The 17,346-nt window shown below is 43.7% G+C and carries 11 protein-coding genes and 1 riboswitch; of the genes, 5 read left to right on the top strand and 6 right to left on the bottom strand.

Annotated elements, in window-relative coordinates; all coding sequences use genetic code 11:
- Positions 1 to 30 precede the first annotated feature (30 nt).
- Positions 31 to 2,436, bottom strand: a complete 2,406-nt coding sequence (locus NLX67_RS03340) for an S-layer homology domain-containing protein (protein WP_254310384.1) — start codon at positions 2,434 to 2,436, stop codon at positions 31 to 33.
- 770 nt (positions 2,437 to 3,206) lie between these two features.
- Between NLX67_RS03340 and NLX67_RS03335 the strand changes: the two genes are divergently transcribed.
- Both NLX67_RS03335 and NLX67_RS03330 read left to right on the top strand, forming a co-directional pair.
- Positions 3,207 to 6,992, top strand: coding sequence for a DEAD/DEAH box helicase (locus NLX67_RS03335; RefSeq protein WP_254310383.1), 3,786 nt, complete (start codon positions 3,207 to 3,209; stop codon positions 6,990 to 6,992).
- Positions 6,985 to 7,746, top strand: coding sequence for a hypothetical protein (locus tag NLX67_RS03330; RefSeq protein ID WP_254310382.1), 762 nt, complete (start codon positions 6,985 to 6,987; stop codon positions 7,744 to 7,746). Before NLX67_RS03335 ends, NLX67_RS03330 begins: the two co-directional genes overlap by 8 nt.
- A gap of 79 nt (positions 7,747 to 7,825) precedes the next feature.
- On the opposite strand, the gene NLX67_RS03325 is transcribed toward NLX67_RS03330, so the two are convergent.
- Positions 7,826 to 8,539 (bottom strand): SH3 domain-containing protein, encoded by a 714-nt coding sequence (locus NLX67_RS03325; protein ID WP_254310381.1) that lies wholly within the window; start codon positions 8,537 to 8,539, stop codon positions 7,826 to 7,828.
- Between the two features lie 96 nt (positions 8,540 to 8,635).
- Positions 8,636 to 8,785, bottom strand: coding sequence for a hypothetical protein (locus tag NLX67_RS03320; RefSeq protein ID WP_254310380.1), 150 nt, complete (start codon positions 8,783 to 8,785; stop codon positions 8,636 to 8,638).
- A 153-nt stretch (positions 8,786 to 8,938) separates the two neighbouring features.
- A riboswitch (cyclic di-GMP riboswitch) is annotated at positions 8,939 to 9,023 on the top strand.
- Between the two features lie 28 nt (positions 9,024 to 9,051).
- Here NLX67_RS03320 and NLX67_RS03315 point away from each other — a divergent pair.
- Positions 9,052 to 10,596, top strand: coding sequence for an S-layer homology domain-containing protein (locus NLX67_RS03315; protein ID WP_254310379.1), 1,545 nt, complete (start codon positions 9,052 to 9,054; stop codon positions 10,594 to 10,596).
- Between the two features lie 132 nt (positions 10,597 to 10,728).
- Here NLX67_RS03315 and NLX67_RS03310 read toward each other — a convergent pair whose 3' ends face one another.
- Positions 10,729 to 11,673 carry a nuclease-related domain-containing protein gene (locus NLX67_RS03310; RefSeq protein ID WP_254310378.1) on the bottom strand — a complete coding sequence of 315 codons (945 nt, stop codon included), beginning with the start codon at positions 11,671 to 11,673 and terminating at the stop codon, positions 10,729 to 10,731.
- Positions 11,674 to 12,076: 403 nt separating this feature from the next.
- On the bottom strand, positions 12,077 to 13,072 hold the full coding sequence (locus NLX67_RS03305; RefSeq protein WP_254310377.1) for an S-layer homology domain-containing protein: 996 nt from the start codon (positions 13,070 to 13,072) through the stop codon (positions 12,077 to 12,079).
- Positions 13,073 to 13,443: 371 nt separating this feature from the next.
- Here NLX67_RS03305 and NLX67_RS03300 point away from each other — a divergent pair, with 371 nt between their 5' ends.
- Positions 13,444 to 13,815 (top strand): DUF2500 domain-containing protein, encoded by a 372-nt coding sequence (locus NLX67_RS03300; protein ID WP_254310376.1) that lies wholly within the window; start codon positions 13,444 to 13,446, stop codon positions 13,813 to 13,815.
- Positions 13,816 to 13,866: 51 nt separating this feature from the next.
- On the opposite strand, the gene NLX67_RS03295 is transcribed toward NLX67_RS03300, so the two are convergent.
- Positions 13,867 to 14,748 (bottom strand): DUF4366 domain-containing protein, encoded by an 882-nt coding sequence (locus NLX67_RS03295; RefSeq protein ID WP_254310375.1) that lies wholly within the window; start codon positions 14,746 to 14,748, stop codon positions 13,867 to 13,869.
- Between the two features lie 233 nt (positions 14,749 to 14,981).
- On the opposite strand from NLX67_RS03295, the gene NLX67_RS03290 reads away from it, so the two are divergent.
- Entirely contained in the window at positions 14,982 to 17,132 is a 2,151-nt protein-coding gene (locus tag NLX67_RS03290) for an S-layer homology domain-containing protein (RefSeq protein WP_254310495.1), read from the top strand.
- The last annotated feature ends 214 nt before the right edge of the window (positions 17,133 to 17,346 follow it).

Genomic DNA, 17,346 nt, shown 5'->3' with positions numbered 1-17,346 from the left:
CGAGACCTCACAAGGTCTCGTTTTTTATCATTATTCTGCTAAAACACCATTCGCATCTTTCAATGCAGTCTGATCAGCTTTTACTTCTACTGTTGGAGAAGATGCCGGAGAAGATGCAAGGTTGAATTGAACCTGCTTGTCATTTCCGCTTACTGCTGAAATGTTTCCTGCTTCTGCTGTTGTGCTGCCAACTTTGATGTCGAACACGTCGTTTGCATCAACTGTGCCTGCAACTGCTACAGCCTCTGAGAATGTTACGACAACTGCTGTTCCGGCTGTTTTCACATCTGTTACCGTTGCTGGTGTATTGTCTTTCACTGTTACGACAAAGTTGGCTGCGATCATTACATTTCCTGCTTTATCTGCTGCGCCGGATACGTTTAGAACGGCTGGTGCACCTGTTGTTTGGTCACCGATATTGACTGCGCCTGCTGGAAGTTCAATCATTACTGCCGTTTTAGTAGAATCTGTAAAGTAGATGTCTGTTTCAGCCGGCAGCGCCTGGCCGTCTAAACGATAGTTTGATAGAGTTAGAGCAGAAGAAGTAACTTCTTCATTAAATGTTACTTTAAATGTGTTCGTACCTGTGCCAGCTGCTACTGCTGCTTCCGGCTTTTCTGTGTCTGTGCTTGTTGATTCGCCGACTGTGAATGAATCTTTAAGAGCGCTTGTTTTGTTTCCATAAGCGTCTGTAAAGTAGTTCGCTGGGAATGACACTGTATATGTGCCGACAGCCATTGCTTTATCACCATCTGTAATATCGACTGTGTATGTCTTTTTGTCTTCAGACAATGTAACATCTTTCGCTGCAAACTTTACTCCGTCTGCATTGCGGATATCGATTGCTGACATTGCACCTGCTGTCACGGCTTCATCAAACGTAAAGGACACCGCTTTGTTTCCTTCTGTTACTTTTGAAGAAGCAAGAGCTGGAGCCTGCAAATCTTTCACGAATGTTACAGTTGTCTGGAACAAGTCGTTTTTCAAGCCGGACAAATCTGTCAATGCGTCTTTTGCAATATAAAGAGTGAATGTTTCACTTGTTGAATCTTGACCGAAAATATCGCCCGCTACTGTAAGAGTATATGTTTTGCCAGTTGTGTCCGTTTCATCTTTTACAAGTGTCGCAGCTGTTTGCTCGGCGCCTTGCTGAAGTTTGACACTAACTGTATCTCCTGTCAGGGCTTCACTTAATGTAACTTTCGCTGTATTTTGAACGGTAACCTCTACACTTGTTACATGTGGTTTGTTTGTATCGGCTGTTGGAGCTACTACAGAACCGTTGTACAAGTCCATCTCATTTTTTGATGCTGAAGCATCTTTAGCGCCAGCTACATATAAAGAGGCAGAAGCGCCAGCTTGAAGTGTTTTCGCAATTTCCACTTTTGTTTTATCTGCTGTGCTTAATTTCACATCACCAAACGCAACCGGTGTACCGTCTACACGGACAACAGCTGGTGCTGCGCTTAGTTCTTCAGAGAACGTTAACGTGATCACGCCATTAGAATAAGCCGTGCTTGTGACAAATGGTGTTGTCGTATCTTCAAACGAGAATACAGATGTGTATTTCGCTGTTTTTACTTCTTTGTCCGCTTTTGTTGCGACTGGACTTACAACTAACACACCATTTTTCACTTCTGCGCCGCCATTAAACGTTAAAAGAACTGTTTTGCCATCTTCCGATACAACCGCTTTTGACGCAGCTGTGTTGTTCAGTGTGTAAAGAGATGCTGCAGCTGCAGCGTCTTTATCTACTTCTGTATTGAATGAAACGGCGATTTGTTTCGCGTTTTGAGGTGTAACAGATTTGACAGCTGGTTCAGTTACTACGTCATCCATTTCACTGATGCGGTGTAAGAAGATAGCCATTTCACCGCGTTTTACTGCATCGGCTGTTCCGAATGAAGTCGCCGTTTTTCCTGTTGTAACTTTATTGTCTACAAGGGCGGCTACCGCTTCATCATAACGGTCAGACACATCTGTAAACTTCAAATTATCGATGTCGCCTTTTAATTCATAAGCGCGTGAAAGGATAATCGCCAGTTCACCGCGTGTGATATCTTGTGCAGAACCGAATGTTGTTGCTGTTTTACCATTAATAATGCCTTCTGCTTTTAACGCATTTACGTAATCAACCGCGCGGTCCGGTAAATCCGTGAAGCCTGCATCTGGTGCATTATTTGTATCAAGCTTCAGTGCTTTTGCGATCATTACAGCTGCATCAACGCGCTTGATCGTTAAATTAGTGCCAAATTGTTTATCGTTGATCCCATTTGTAATCTTGTTATCTACTAAATAGTCAACCGCATCTGTGTAACGGTCAGAAACATCTGTAAATGGCGATGCCGCGAATGCAGGTGTCACTGCTGATGCAACCAATGTAGCTGTTGCTGCTGATGCAACAAATTTGCGGTAAGAAGTTTGTTTGTATCCCATATATAATAAATCCTCCATTAAAATCTGTAATAGAATCCTATTTTCTCATACGGTGGTTAAATTAAACATTAGTTGAAAGAAACAGGACCAAAGTCTTTTAGAAGAAGAATAACTTTTATGTATAGGTATAAAGAAACACGTTTGTTTACTAGATTTTGCATTATAATTGGTAGGAATTCTGAAATATATGCAAATATACTTAATTTTTATAGCTTATAACAAAAATAACTATTTAAATGAAATATTTTGGCTTTTCACTATATAAAATACCAATTTATCCTTTAATAACGATAAATTTAAATTGTTATATCTTTAGTAATTTAATGGATAATTATTGAGTAGGTAATATGAATGTTAAATAAGAGTTTTTTTAATTATAATATCAATTCAATATAATATGGCAAAACCAAAACCACATTCAGGCCGGAAGCGTTCGACGGTTCCGGGGAGAAAACAAACAGTGTTTATTATTAAATCATTTCTGAAAATGAAAGAAAGACTCTAGCCCGGTATTTAAAGAACACTTAAATATGCCTTGAAAAAGAATCAGCAGCCCTGTGCATTGAAACTGACTCCTTTTCAGAAAGGCTTTGTTGTTTTTAAATGACCCTATGCATAAAGCTTGCTTATTTTATATGTATAAATTGCCTTGCTAAATAAAAGCATATGAAAAGTATGCAGCTCTGATCAGTGTGCTATAATCCAAGAAGGAAAAGATAAAAAGATTGTTTCGAATACGATTTATTCGGTTTTATAAAGCGGGTGAACAAATGATCAATACAGGCACTAACACATATCGATGTCCAATAACACTGACAAATAAGGCAAAAGAGAAAATGCGGGAGCTCGGCTTGGATGAGCGCTCGTTTTTTTCGTTGGAGGAATCGTTTAAGATTTATATAGAAAAGTATCCTCAAGCAGCAGATCGGCTTCTTTCGGCTGCGCTGTTTTTTGATAATGAAGCGAATCGGCGAATGGCGGAGCAGTGCAAGGACCAGGTCATTGTGCTTCACTGTGTGGTAGAGAAGAACCGCTTAATTGCGACGAATATGACAGCGAGAGTGGCGCATACAGCGGTTCAAACGAACTGGCGCCGTCCGGTATTTTTAGCATTTGATCAAAAAGCGATGTCGGTGCCGGCTGGGCTGGTCGGCTTGATTCATGAAATGCCGGTAGCGCAGGAAAGTTCGGCGTATGTGAAGAAACGCATTGCCAGCTGGGAAGGTTATTTGACAATTCAGGAGCGGGATGCGGATATTCCAGATATGACGGCGAGTTATTCAAGGCTTACGTTTAATGGTGATTTTAGCCGGGTCACACTAACAGGGTGCCAGCTGAACGAAAAAGAATGGAAGTCGCTTAAAGACTTGAGCGTTAAAATCAAAGGAATCGACCAGGACATCGGAAAGGTGCTGAAGGCGAACCGGGGGGCCCGCACAGTAGAAGTCGAGCTGAACAGCCATATGGCGGAACGAGCCAGGCGGCAGCGATTTGATTCGGCGCAAAAAGAGGTTGTGTTCAGTAATTTCGCGACATTGAGCCAGGTGAAAAGACTGCGGCAGGGGTTTAAGCATCTAGAAAACGGCCTGGCGGCAAATCCGGATCTCGAGCGTATTTTATTTGAAAAAAAGCCCCCGATCCAGCCACCGAAAAAGCTGGCTCCACTGTCTTTTCATAACCGGCTAAATGAATTTCAGAAAAAAGCAGTTACAGGGGCTATGGCAGCAGAAGACTTGTACGTGATTCAAGGACCGCCGGGCACAGGGAAAACAACGGTCATTTCGGAAATTTGCCTGCAAAATGCAAGAGCGGGACTGCGGACATTGGTTGCGTCCCAGTCAAATTTGGCCGTAGATAATGCCCTTGGCCGGCTGCTGGCGAATAAAGATATTCGGATTCTCCGGGTTGGGCGTACGGAAAGCATAGAAGAAGAAGGCAAGAAGTTTATTGAAGAAAATGTCGGACAGTATTGGAAAGACCATACGTTAAAAGAAGTGTCTGCCCAATTTGAAGCACGCAAAAAACGGGAAGCTGAACTGGAAGCCGAATGGACTGCCAATGAACGGGCGTATGACCAGACAGGACCCTTGCTCCAGCAAGCGGAAGCGGCAGTTGAAGCGAAAAAGAACGCGGAAAAAAAGCAAAGTGAAATTCAATCGTTTATCGACGAGCAACAGAAAAGCATGCAGGGAGCCGAGCGGGAGCATCAATCGCTCCAGCAGCAGGTGCAGGAAATCGAGCAAACTCTTCGTTTAGTAGATAAAGCCATCGAAAAAGACAGCCTTTTTTTGAGGGAGGAGCCAAATAGCGAGACTCTTCAAAAAGAACAGGCAGCCATTCAATTAACGATTCAGAACCTGAAGAATTCTGTTGCCTGTGATGACCTTCAAGACCATATAAATAGGAAGAAAGAAGACAATAACCAAAAAACACTCGAATACGAGCAGCTGTCAGAAACATTGAAAAACGCAAATGGAACAGTAGAAAAAGTAACTGCCGTTAAACGAATCGACGGATTGAAATGGATTATGCTGGAACAAAATATCGAGCGTTCCTCACGCATCATGTATTTAATGAATGAAATGGATGACATTCGGGCAGAAATGGATCAGTTTTCGAAATTAAAAGCGTATAACGACCAATTAAGCCGGGCGATTTCGTACGTTGAACAAATGCTGACACCGCATCGTGCCCCGATTGAAGAGTTAAAAAAGCGGGCGGCAGGCATGCCCGCTTCTTATACGTCAGATGACATTGACCAATTTTTAAATGAACTGCGGGAAGCGATTAAGAGAACCCGGAACCATGACCTGCGTCAGATGGCATCGTATTTAGGGGGCCTGTACAGCCGGAAGTATTTTGTCTGGCAGAGAGCAAAACGGTTAAAGTCATATGATACTTATAAAAGTATAGCCCGGGAAATATTTCAGTCTCTGAAGCAGGAAATCACAGAGCAGCTCTGGCAAAAACAGCATGTAAATGAAACATCGCACCAGCAGCTGCGGCGATCGCTGGAGGAACAGCAGGCGGAGCTTCATTCACTTCAAAACAAGCATAAGCAAATGAAGGCATCAGGCGATTACATTCCGAATGCAAAAGAAACTCTTCGGCAAAGCGAGGTAAATATGCTTGAGCTGCAGAAAAAGCAGGAGCAGTATGAGCAAGTGACGCAGAGGGTTGAAACGAACCGAAATGAACAATTGAAACGGACTGCTCAGCTGAAGGAAGTTGAACAAAAACTTTCTCAAGTCGAAACGAATTTGGCAGAGCTTCAAAACACCATCCGCCAAAAAGAGATTGAACTGGCACCTTTACATGAAATCCTATCCACACAACCAGAACGAGAGCATGAAGAACTGTTAAAGCAAATGGCAAGCCTTTCGTTCACACGAGAATCGCTCAAGCAGGAAAAACAGAAACTGCCGCTTTTTCAAAAGGTTCAAGGCGAGTGGCTGTCCCTGCTTAATGAAGCGAGTGATCATGACCTTGATGAAATCCGCAAGCTGTATGTAAAGCATGCCAATGTAATTGGCACAACGTGTGTGGCGTCCGCGCGCAAGGACTTTATCGACAACTATCCGGTTTTTGATGTGGTCATTATTGATGAAGTATCGAAGGCGACGCCGCCGGAACTGCTGCTGCCGATGCTGAAAGGGAAAAAGGTTATTTTGGTCGGGGACCATCACCAGCTGCCACCGCTGCTTGGAAACGACACGCTCGAGGAAACGCTTCAGGAGATGGCAGAGGAAAATGGAGAGTTTGAAGGGAAAGCGGAACTGAAAGGGCTGTTGCAAGAATCGCTGTTTGAGCGCTTGTTTAAAAATGTGCCGGAGAGCAATAGGATGATGCTCGCCATTCAGTACCGGATGCACAAGGGCATTATGGAGACGATTACGCCATTTTATGAGCAGGAGAATGAGCGGCTCCAGTGCGGCTTGACGGATTCCGATTCCGATCGGGACCATTTGCTCGAGTCACCGCTTATAGAGAGGAACAATCATCTTCTCTGGCTGAATATGCCGAACGAACCCGCATTTTTTGAGGAACGAATGAAAGGCGGGAAAAGTCTTTTTAACACGGCTGAGCTGCAGGAAATCGGCGCTCTTTTAAAAGAGCTGGATCGAGCAGCGGCAGAAGCGAAACAGGCCGGAAGAATGAAGACGGATGAGCTAAAAAGCGTGGGTGTGATCAGTTTTTACGGCGAACAGGTGAAACGGATTGACCGGATGATCCAGCAGGAGCTTCGATTGAATCATTTAACCATTCGCACGGGGACAGTGGACCGGTTTCAAGGGATGGAAATGGATGTGATTTTACTCAGCATGGTGCGAAATCATCAAAATAAGCAGGATGACATCGGCTTTGCCAAAGACTACCGCCGGTTGAATGTTGCCCTGTCGAGAGCGAGGGAACTGCTTGTTTTAGTCGGCAGTACAGAAATGTTTACCGAGCGGACAAAACAAGCGGGCACGAGAAAGATGTATACACACGTTCTTGAAGCGGTTAAAGGGCAAAACGGCTTGCGGATGCTTGAGGGGGTAAATGCGCATGGATAAATTAGAGAAACAGCTCCGTAAGAGATTGCTTGAGAATCCTGCCGTTGAAATCAAGGACTCTGTTTCATGGCAGCTGCCGGTCATCACATACGACGTGGCATTTAAACGGGTAAAGCGGTCGAAAATGGATATCCTCATGAAAATGCTGCTTCTTGCTTTTCAAACAGCTGATATCCGGCGCGCCGCCAATTTGTCTGAAATGCTGCTGGTGGAAGAGCTGTTCATTGCGGATTTAATCGAAAAAATGCAAAGAGTGGGCTTGATCCGAATGGAAAAAGAGGGCTTTAAGCTGACGGCGAAAGGGCAGGAACAGCTGAAGGAAGGCATCGTTGAGGAAGAAATGGAAGAAGAGAAGGCGGAGCTTTTTTACAGTCCGGCACATAACTCTTTTTGGCCGGAACGTTCCGTGCCCCAAAGCGAGGAAGAATGGCCGCTTTACCGTTATGCAAGCGATCGAACTGCAGAAGCGAACCGCTTGCTGCAGGCGCTTGCCGAAAAAGAGAACGGCATCGGAGAAAACGGCTTTCAAACAGTTGTTGCAGAAGTAACCCGCTTCGATGAACAAATGACTGAACACGTCCCCTGTCTGGAATTTCGCTTATACAATAAAGACCAGGACATCTTTTATGCAAGAGTCTGGAATACCGCACTCGAACGCTGGGATGAAACACTTGAACAGCAAATAGAAGAGCAGGAACGGATAGACTGGCGTGAAAAGTACGTGGAAGCTGTGGCCGAGGATAGTGAACGTTGAACATTATTCTCCGGGGAATTTCAGCTAATAGGTGAAAGAAAGAAGCCGCTCTTTTTCGGAGCGGCTTTTTTAGCAGTCTTTAGTTTTTTTCTAATTTGATAAGCTCAGATATTGTTTTTCCTTTATAGGTCTGCTTAATAATACCAGTGTTCGGCGCGTAATAATTGATATAACCGGTGCTTGCTTTGACGGTAATAACCCCTCTGAATTTGCCCGCTTTGGTCGTTAAGATACCATCTGTCCCTGTAATTTTATACGTGAGGCTGGGATCAAACGCATCTTTCCATGTTTTATCTTTTTTGATTGGGTACACGATCTCTGCATAATACTCGGATGCAATCCAGCCAACGTAAAGACCTTTGTTGTTTTCGTACACAAGATAAGATTCTCCTGTATCAGAAGATGTCCACTCGTCCCAGCCTTCGTATTTGCCGACATACGTGCTTGTGAATGTTTCGCCATTAGCTGAATACGTGTACTGTTTCGTTTTATCCATCAAATAGCTGTACATGCGCAAGTATTGGGAAGCCACATATGCGCGTTTGCCTTCATAGCCAATTTCGCTCCAGCCGCTTTTCGATTGAGAGTAAACGGAAACAGAAGCATTGTTTTTCAGTGAGCCGATCACTTTTGCTTTTGTGCTTGGCGCACTGCGGACATTGAGTACGCCTTTGTCAATAGCGACATAGCCCACTTTTGCCGCTGCTTCTGATTGGGCTGGCTGAAAGGGAAGAATCGCTGCTAAAGCAAAAAGGAAAGAGAGCAGAAAATAAATGGCTTTTTTGCTTTTCATATCAAATCCTCCTTCAATAATATTAAGTCCATTATACTGCAAATGAAGTTGAAAAATCATGAAAAAATTTTAAAAAAAGGAAGCTCGATAGCTTCCTTAAATCAAGCCGCGATCCGCCATTTCTTCCGCTGCATCGTAAGCCTTTTCATTCGGGTGCACATCCGGAAATGCCGCCACATTTGCTGAACCGGTCCAAAGCGAGCTGGACAAAAGCAAACCCGTTAATAAGGCTAATGGTTTTTTCATCGAACTCTCTTCATTTCTTTTTTTTCTATTATACTATCACAGGCGGCCGCTCTCGCTGCACTCATTTATAAAAGACAGCCATCGTCTGGAGAATAATATGTCTATTTTCCCGTTTTTTCTATAATCCTATTATTTTAACAAAAGCCACCGATAAACCTAGTAGGGTACAGCCGTAGAAATACGGTGCCACAAAGCTACAGGGGCTAACGCAGATATGCCAGGCCAGCCAGCTGCCATTACCCGAAAGATAAGAGGAGGAAAAGGGAATGAACAAAAAATGGACACCAGCCGTTGCAGCGGTTCTTGCAGCGAGCGTCATGTTTTCAGGAGAAGGGCTTGCGGCGCCGAAAGAAGGCACACCCTACAATGTCGAAATGAACAAAAAAGAAAATCAGAGTCAGTCTCGGCAGTTTAAATCAATCGATAAGCAGTTAAGTAAGATTGAAGAAAAGCTGCTCCATTACAAAGAAAAGCTGAACAAGATTGAAGAGGATGAAAAAGAAGGCGATGTGGATCAAACAGATGGTGTAGAAGAAGTAGAAGAAACAGACGAAGAAGGTTCAGATGAAGTTTCGGAGGATGTTTCAGACGAGAAGGGGCTAACAGGCGCAGCTGCATCTGATATCGTGGAAGACGCCGAAGAAGGAACAGAAAGCAATGAAGATTCAGCTGATGAAGAAGAAACGGATGAGGAAGAGGAAGTAGAAAAGGAACTCGATGATGAACCGGGCTACCGCGGAAAATTCCAGGCACTTCAAAATCGCTTAAATGCTGTATCCAATCAATTAACTTCACTTACTTCAAAGGGTGCGGATCCAGCGGCCGTTGAAGAAAGACAGGCACGCATTGTATTGTTAAAACAAGAGATTGCGGATGTTTTAGCGACAATCGGCCAGATCGAAAAAGCGGTACAAGAAGAAATTGAATTGGATGACGAAGCAAAAGTTGAAGCGTCGAAAGAAGACGTGTCGCTAACAAAAGAATGGACCATCAAGTTCAGTAAAAAGCTGAATGCAGGTACATTGTCGACATTGGATGTTGTTGTCGTTGATTCTGCTGGAAGCCTGGTTGAGACAGATTTCGTTTATTCTAATGTGACAAAATCTATTATACTTACACCACTTCAGCCTTACGAGCCAGGCGAGGTATACACGCTTTACATCGGTAAAGGGATCGCAGGGACGGATGGCGTTAATTTGAAAAAATCGGTGAAAATGAGTTTTACAATTGCAACGGGTACAACAGCAGCGGCAGCTTCCATCGTAAAGGCAGCGGGCTTTTCAGATGTACCGGATCGTTACACGGACGCAGTACAAAAACTAGTGGACCGTGGGGTTACTTCAGGTGTTGGCGGCAATAAATTCGGCCTTGACCAGCAAATTAAGCGGGTCGATGCGGCTGTTATGATGGCGAAAATGCTGAACCTTGATTTAACAGCACCAGACGCCGGCTTTAAAGACGTACCGCAGCGGGCGAAAGCAGCTGTAAACGCGCTTGTAAAAGCAGGAATCGTTTCAGGGAAAACAGAAGTGACGTTCGGGTCAGACCAGACATTAACACGCGGCGAGCTGGCAATCATTTTAACCCGTGCTCTTCAGCTATCTGGCAATTCGGCAGCACTTTCATTTAAAGATGTGCCGGCACGATATGAATCAGCTGTAAAAGCATTGGTTGCAAGCGGAATTGCAAATGGCAAATCAGCTACAGCATTCGGAACAGCTGATCCGATCAAGCGCGGTGACTTTGCGATTTTCTTGCATAGAGCAGAGACGCAAGAGAGTGAAGAGTTAGAAGTAGTCGGTATTTATTAATGAGCAGGAGCTTGCCAAAGCGGCAAGCTCTTTTTTTTGTGCAAGTAGACGCGGCGAATGTGCAACTTTCTCTAATTTTGTGCAAGATCAATCGTGGTTGTGCAACTCTGACTCCAATTGTGCAACTTCCGCTTACTTTCTAAGACGCAGCAAATTCAAATCTAAATGGTAAACGCGTTTATCCCGTATGCTCACTTGCGAAAGCAATCGTTGTGCGGTAAAGCGTGAAGTCATTTGCAAAAAATTCATCGTCTGTTTAACCGTTAGTTGATTTCCGAATAGAAGACTATAATCGTATAATGCTTGGAAATGAGCATATTTAGTTTTCGAAAGACAACCTCGGCATCGCCAGCTAGAGTATTCGCGAGAAACCTCTAACATTCCACATTGTGGACAGCGTATGCCATGCATAATTGCAGCCGGATCCACATGGAAATGAGATAATACATTCAGATCGAGAGGCCTATTCAATTTTTTGAATGGAGTAACAAGCCGGGTGAGTTCGGTTCCAGAAAGCCGTTTAGATGAATTGCTTATTTTTGAAGAAAGTTCTGAAGGATAAAGGAGCAAGTGAGAAATCTTGTCGTCCGGTGGTTCGATCGAGAGGCGCGCTTGAGGATTGGCAAAAACAACGAAAGCTTTAGTTGGAAAATGTGAAAGTTGTTCGCTGAGAAGAAAGTTTTGTAAATGATTTTGCTGACGGCGTACTTGAAAAAATGGATTGGGCATTACGTCCGGCGGGCGGATAAGCTGCCGTGTTTGCGTATCGTAGGTCAGCGGTCCGGCATAATTTTTGATCTCCAAGATGATGGCCTCAGATTCAGTTAAAATAAGGGTATCGATTTGAAAGAACGACCCAGTAGTTGTTTTGAGACGCAGATCGTGAAGAATAAAAATACCTGGGCGGTCCAGCTCGCGCAAATGGTAATCCACTTCTTTTTCACCATGAAACCCAGCACGCACTTTGTAAAGCTCGCTTTCAATGGCTCGAACAGAAGGATGAGTAGAAGGAAGTCGCCCTAAAAGAATCTCCATTTTCTCCATGAAAATTGGTTTTTCTCGATTGTGAATGATCATATACTGCCTCCTTTTTGTGTTATGCGATAACTTTCTCGAAAACAGGAGCAAATTCCTTTGTGATGAATGTTAAATTTGTGTAAGTATACTCGAGTAAAAGTGCAACTCTACCCGTGTTTGTGCAACTTTCTTTCATTTTGTGCAATTCACCAGCCGTTCGTGCAACCTCCCCACTAGTTTACAAATAAACAGAAACAGGAGCTTGCCACCTCGGCAAGCTCCTGTTTTTATGTGCAAGAATATCAAATATTGTGTAACTTCATCTTCGTCTGTGCAACTTTTGAAGAATATGTGCAAGTAAAACGTGAATCGTGCAACTCTATGAAACTTTGTGCAAGTCTCCACGCATTTGTGCAATTTTCACCAAAACTGTGCAACTCTACGAAGTTTTACGCAACTATTTCTACAAAATACTATTAATCAAATCATCTTCCATTTTCTTTTTCGCTGCTTCATACTCTGTACGGAACGATGCTGCTTCGGATTCACTGAACCCGCCAGCTTTCAAATCGGCTACAAGTTTGCTATAAATGCCTTCGAATTGTGCATCAGTCTCCAATTCAGCTTTTTTAGCCAGCGGATAGTACTTGTTATAAACCGTCATCAAATCCGTCCCGCCATCGACTTCGGCTTTTGCCTGGGCAGCGAGCACATTTAAATCAGCTTTTGCGTCAGCTTGCAGCGCTGTGAAATCATCAGCATATTCAGCTTTAACACTCGCAGCTGTTTCACCACCAGGCACCGGTGTTGGAGTAGGAACAGGAACAGGCGTTGGTTCAGGCTTAACATCCTCACCAGGTGCTTCATAGTTAAACGCATTGTTCAAAAAGATCGCCATTTGGCCGCGTGTCACTGTACCCGATGGATCGTATTTTCCGTCGCCGATACCTGTTGTTACACCAGCCGCGGCAAGTGCGCGGATGTAAGGAGCAGCACCATGCGTTGAAGAAACGTCTGTAAATGGCATGTTCGATGATGCCGGAAGTTCAAACGCGCGAGTTAACATAATCGCCATTTCTGAACGGGAAAGCGGGCGCTCTGGGTAAAAACGGCTGCTTTCACTGAAAATGCCGCGCTTCATCAACTCCGCCACATACGGATAAGCGCGAGAGCTTGATGGAAGATCAGCATATACGGTGTTATTTGTACTAACTTTCACGCCAAGGGCACGGCCGATTAAGATCGCGCTTTCCGCACGAGTAACGGCTTTATACTGCTTAAAGGTGCCATCCGGGAAGCCGGAAATCACACCTGATTTAGACATTGCCTCCACCGCTTCATACGCACGGTGACTCGTTTTTACATCCGGAAATTGGGCAGCTGAAACAGAAGAAACGAGAATAGAAGCGGCAAAAATAGGCGTTAAAGCCACGGCAACGGCTTTCTTTTTTAATGTCATAAGTTAAAACTCCTTTATATGTAATAACAAGAATCATAACATATAATTACCATATATTCGCTAAAATTCTTCTTTTGATTAAAGTTTATGGCTCTAAATGAATAAAGAATATATATTTCTATAAATGATAGATAAGCATTTATGATTAGGCAGCAGGAAAATTGTTTCCCGCTGTGAACGGTAAAGCGCTGAAAGTGACTGATAAATGCTTTTTATCGGTCAGACAGGATGCCTTACCGGCCGAATGGGGACAGTTACCGGTCAGTTCCATTTCTATTTTTCTGAAAATGAATTGATTGTAAATATTTTCTTGAAGTGTGAAACTCAACTTTACTCTATTCCGTACAAAACTAAAAAGAGGGGGAATGAACATGTCATCTTTATGGGCAGATGGATTTGGATTTGCGCCATTTTTTATCACGTCTGTTTTTTGCATTGTCGTGGGAGTGATGCTGTTTAATATCGTGAATGGCAGTATGGACTGGGTACACAATAACAACTCAAAGGTTATGTCGATTCCCGCCAAAGTAGCAGCAAAAAGAATGCTGGTTCGAGGCGGATCAGGCAATTCAGCGGCAAGCACGAGGTATTATATTACATTCGAATATGAAGAGATGGGGGATCGAATCGAATTGCAGATGAATGGCCATACGTATGGAATGATTGCCAAGGAGGATATCGGTAACCTGACATATCAAGGATCGCGTTATAAAGACTTTGAACGCAGTAAACGTAAACGGTAACATGAAAAAAGGACCCGTCGTGAACGGATCCTTTCATTATATATAGTAGATTTAACCGCCCGTTACTTTACTCATCAATTCACTGCGCATGCCTTCTTTTGTCGCTTCGTACTCCGCTTTATACTCATCCGCTGCCGATGTGCTGAGACCGTTTGCTTTTAATTCGCTTGTCATAGATTTATAGAGAGAATTAAAAGCAGAATCGGTTTTGGCTTCGACACTGGACGCAGCGCCGTTGTATTTTTGATAAAAGTAAGCAGGATTGACCGTTTCGCCGGATGCTTTTTTCGCATCAAATTCACTTTTCGCCTGGCTGACAAGGGCGCCCAATTGACTTTGCGCCTGCCCTTGCAGACTATCAAATGAGCCTGAGTAGCGAGACTTAATATCCGCAGCTGTCACACGGCCATTTGATCCGGTTTCGCCGCCGGATGACGAGTCAGATCCAGAAGATCCTGAACCTCCATTGCTGCCGGATGAAGAATTAGAAGCCCCGTCTGATCCTGAACCAGAAGCAGTTGATCCTGTGCCGCCGGTCGTTGTGCCTGAAGCGGAATCATCCGTACCGGCTGTGCCGCCAGTGTCTCTTGCTGTTCCACCAGTGACTCCTGCCGTACCGCCAGAGCCAGACGCTATCGCCTGCCCATATTCCGGTGAGCTAAACCACTCGTCCGTCGACATCGTCGAACCGTCAGATAAAACGAAATCGCCTTTTTCATCAACAATAACGAGTCCTTCTTCATCCTTTTGAACGTCTTCAGGAAGAGGTGTTCCTTCCGGGAAGGAAATAGAGTATGGATCTTCAACAATTTCATCTACTTGCTCATCCGCCACATCGTATTTTTTCATCTTCGTAAAATAATAAAGTGCTCCTCCACCAGCAAGTGCAAGAAAAAGAACCACGATTAAGGCAATTTTCAAAAACTTTCGCAAGCAAAAACCCTCCTTTATAGTAATTTGTCTATTTGTAGTATACCACGCAAAATTTAGAAATAAATATATTGAATAATTCGATAAATTATAAGTTTAATCTTTAAAATATGACAGTTTTGTAAAGTACTATTGCTTTTAGATGCAGAATTCTGTATGATTTTACCTGTGAATACATAAATATTCTGCGCTAGCGGAATTATATAAATAATAGAATAGAAGAGGTGACGATTTTGGTGAAAAAGTATCCATTCAGCAACAAAGCTGCAAAAGCGATGATCGCTGCAACGATCGTCTTCACGCCTGTGGCAACGACAGCGGGGTTATTTAATGCGGAAAAGGTTGAAGCTGGATATTGGCATTTTAATTCTCCAAAAACATTAGCGAACTATTCCAATCTAATCCATGAAGAATCAGCTTCCCAAAATGAAATTGATACTCTCAATACGGCGATTAATAAAATTTCTGAAAGTGAGTGGAAGGAAATTGCCAAGCCGATTTTAGACGAGGGCGTTCTTGATGGCGGGACAAGAGAAGCTGAATTAGAAGTTACGATTGCAATAATAAAAACATACTTACAGATCCAGTTAGGTGCAGCAACTAAAGATAGCATTGAAGATTTTATTGATGACACAAAAAATGATTTCGGGTTTACAGATGAATATACTGATTCTCAGGTTACTGCTGCTTACTTGACGTATCTTGAAAACATAGAAAGTAAACTTTACACCTTAACTGGAACGATTTCAGCTAGTAGAAATCCTTTCGTTGCTTTGTTGCAGGCTGTTCAATCCGCGAATGGAGATCCACTGATTAAAAATAAAGTTCAATCAACAATTGTAGTAAATGAAGAAACAGCTGCAGAAGCAGCTGGGGAATTTTTTAATATATTAATTACTAAACTTCCTGGAAGTGATCTTACTGCAAAAGAAATTACCATTCAAAATGCATTAATTGGCGCCTACCTTGGCTGGCAGTTAGCCTATGAAGTTGGAAAACCATCAGGTGGAGGTGGAGTAGTAGTTCCAACGCCTGAGCCAGGACCAGTAGTAGAAGTACCTTCAACTCCTGGCGACCCGGTTGAAGTAACGCCTGTCGTAGAAGAAGGCGCAACAGAAGTCGTCGTCACAATCCCTGCAGCACTTCAAGCAGAAATCGTCACAGCAACACCTGCTGACACAACCGAAATCGTCATCAACGTACCAGAAAGCACGGACGACAGAACGGTTGTTCTAGACCTCCCTGCTTCACTCGCAGCGGCAATCCAGGCAAAAGCACCTGCAGCGGATATCGTGATTGACGCAGGCGGCATAAAATACATTCTTCCGCTTTCTCAAGTGGACTTGAGTGCATTGGCAGCGGGCCTCGGCGGCAATCTAACTGGCGTGACATTGCGTATCAACATTGATCAATTAACAAGTGCTCAAACGAATAGCCTGGAAAATCGTATTCAAGCAAAAGCTGCCGGCACACAAGCCGCTTCTTCTGAAACAAAAGCAGCAGCTATCGAAGGCGCTATTGAAGTAAAGGCACCAGCGGTTGAAGTGAAAGTGGAGCTTGTAAAAGACAATGCGGTTGTTAGTGAACTTAAATCATTCGGCGATGTATACGTAGAGCAGGAGTTCACAATTGACGGAACTGTGAATACAAACAAAGCAACAGGTGTTGTTGTAGCGGCAGACGGTTCATTCAAAGCTCTTCCAACGAAATTTAAAACAGAAGGTGGCAAGCAAATTGCCGTAGTCAGCACACTTGCCAGCACTGGTGGCGTGTCTACAGTAATTGAAGCGTCTGTAACATTCCCGGATGTAAACAAAGGCAAAAACTGGGCAGAAAAAGAAATTGAAGCTCTAGCATCTAAATTCATCATCTCTGGTACAACGGCCGGCACATACAAGCCGGATCAAGAGATGACACGTTCACAATTCGCATTCTTATTAAGCCGTGCACTTGGCCTTCCAGGCACAACTGCATACGACAAACGTTTCTCAGATGTAAAAGGCGATGAATGGTTCAATGCGAATGGCGAATTCATGGCGGCTGTGAAATACGGCGTTATTTCAGGTAAGCCAAATGGTACATTTGCACCGAACGATAAAGTAACACGTGCAGAAGCCGCAGCGATGATCGGCCGTGCGCTTGAGCTTGATTTCATCAACTTTGATGAAAAACAGCTGGACAAAAAGAAAAAATTGGCAAACTTTAAAGACGCAAAAGAAATCGGTGCCTCAACGCGTGCTGAAGTCTTGAAAGTTTACCAGGCGGGTATTATGTCAGGTGCGAGCAACGGTGAATTCAATCCGAACGATTACACAAAACGTGATCAAATGGCGCGTATCCTTGCTCAATTCCTAGTTAAAGCAAACCTGATGGACAGCATTAAATAAGAATAAATGAGAAAAAGCTTAATCCGGCGTTTAGCCGGGTTAAGCTTTTTTGTGCTTTAGCCGAGTGGGGGACTGATACCAAAAGAAGCATAAAAAAACACCCGCTCGTTTTGAGACAGGTGTTAATGGCAATGCAGTACCTAGAGGGAAACGAACCGCGTATCATTCTCTTTACCGCATTATCGTGGCGGGAGACTGATGCCAGAAAACGACA

Origin of the sequence: Domibacillus sp. A3M-37 (assembly GCF_024213455.1) — a bacterium.
GTDB lineage: Bacteria > Bacillota > Bacilli > Bacillales > Domibacillaceae > Domibacillus > Domibacillus tundrae.
Note: the sequence above shows the minus strand (reverse complement) of the source record. Positions and strands in the feature narration are given on the sequence as shown.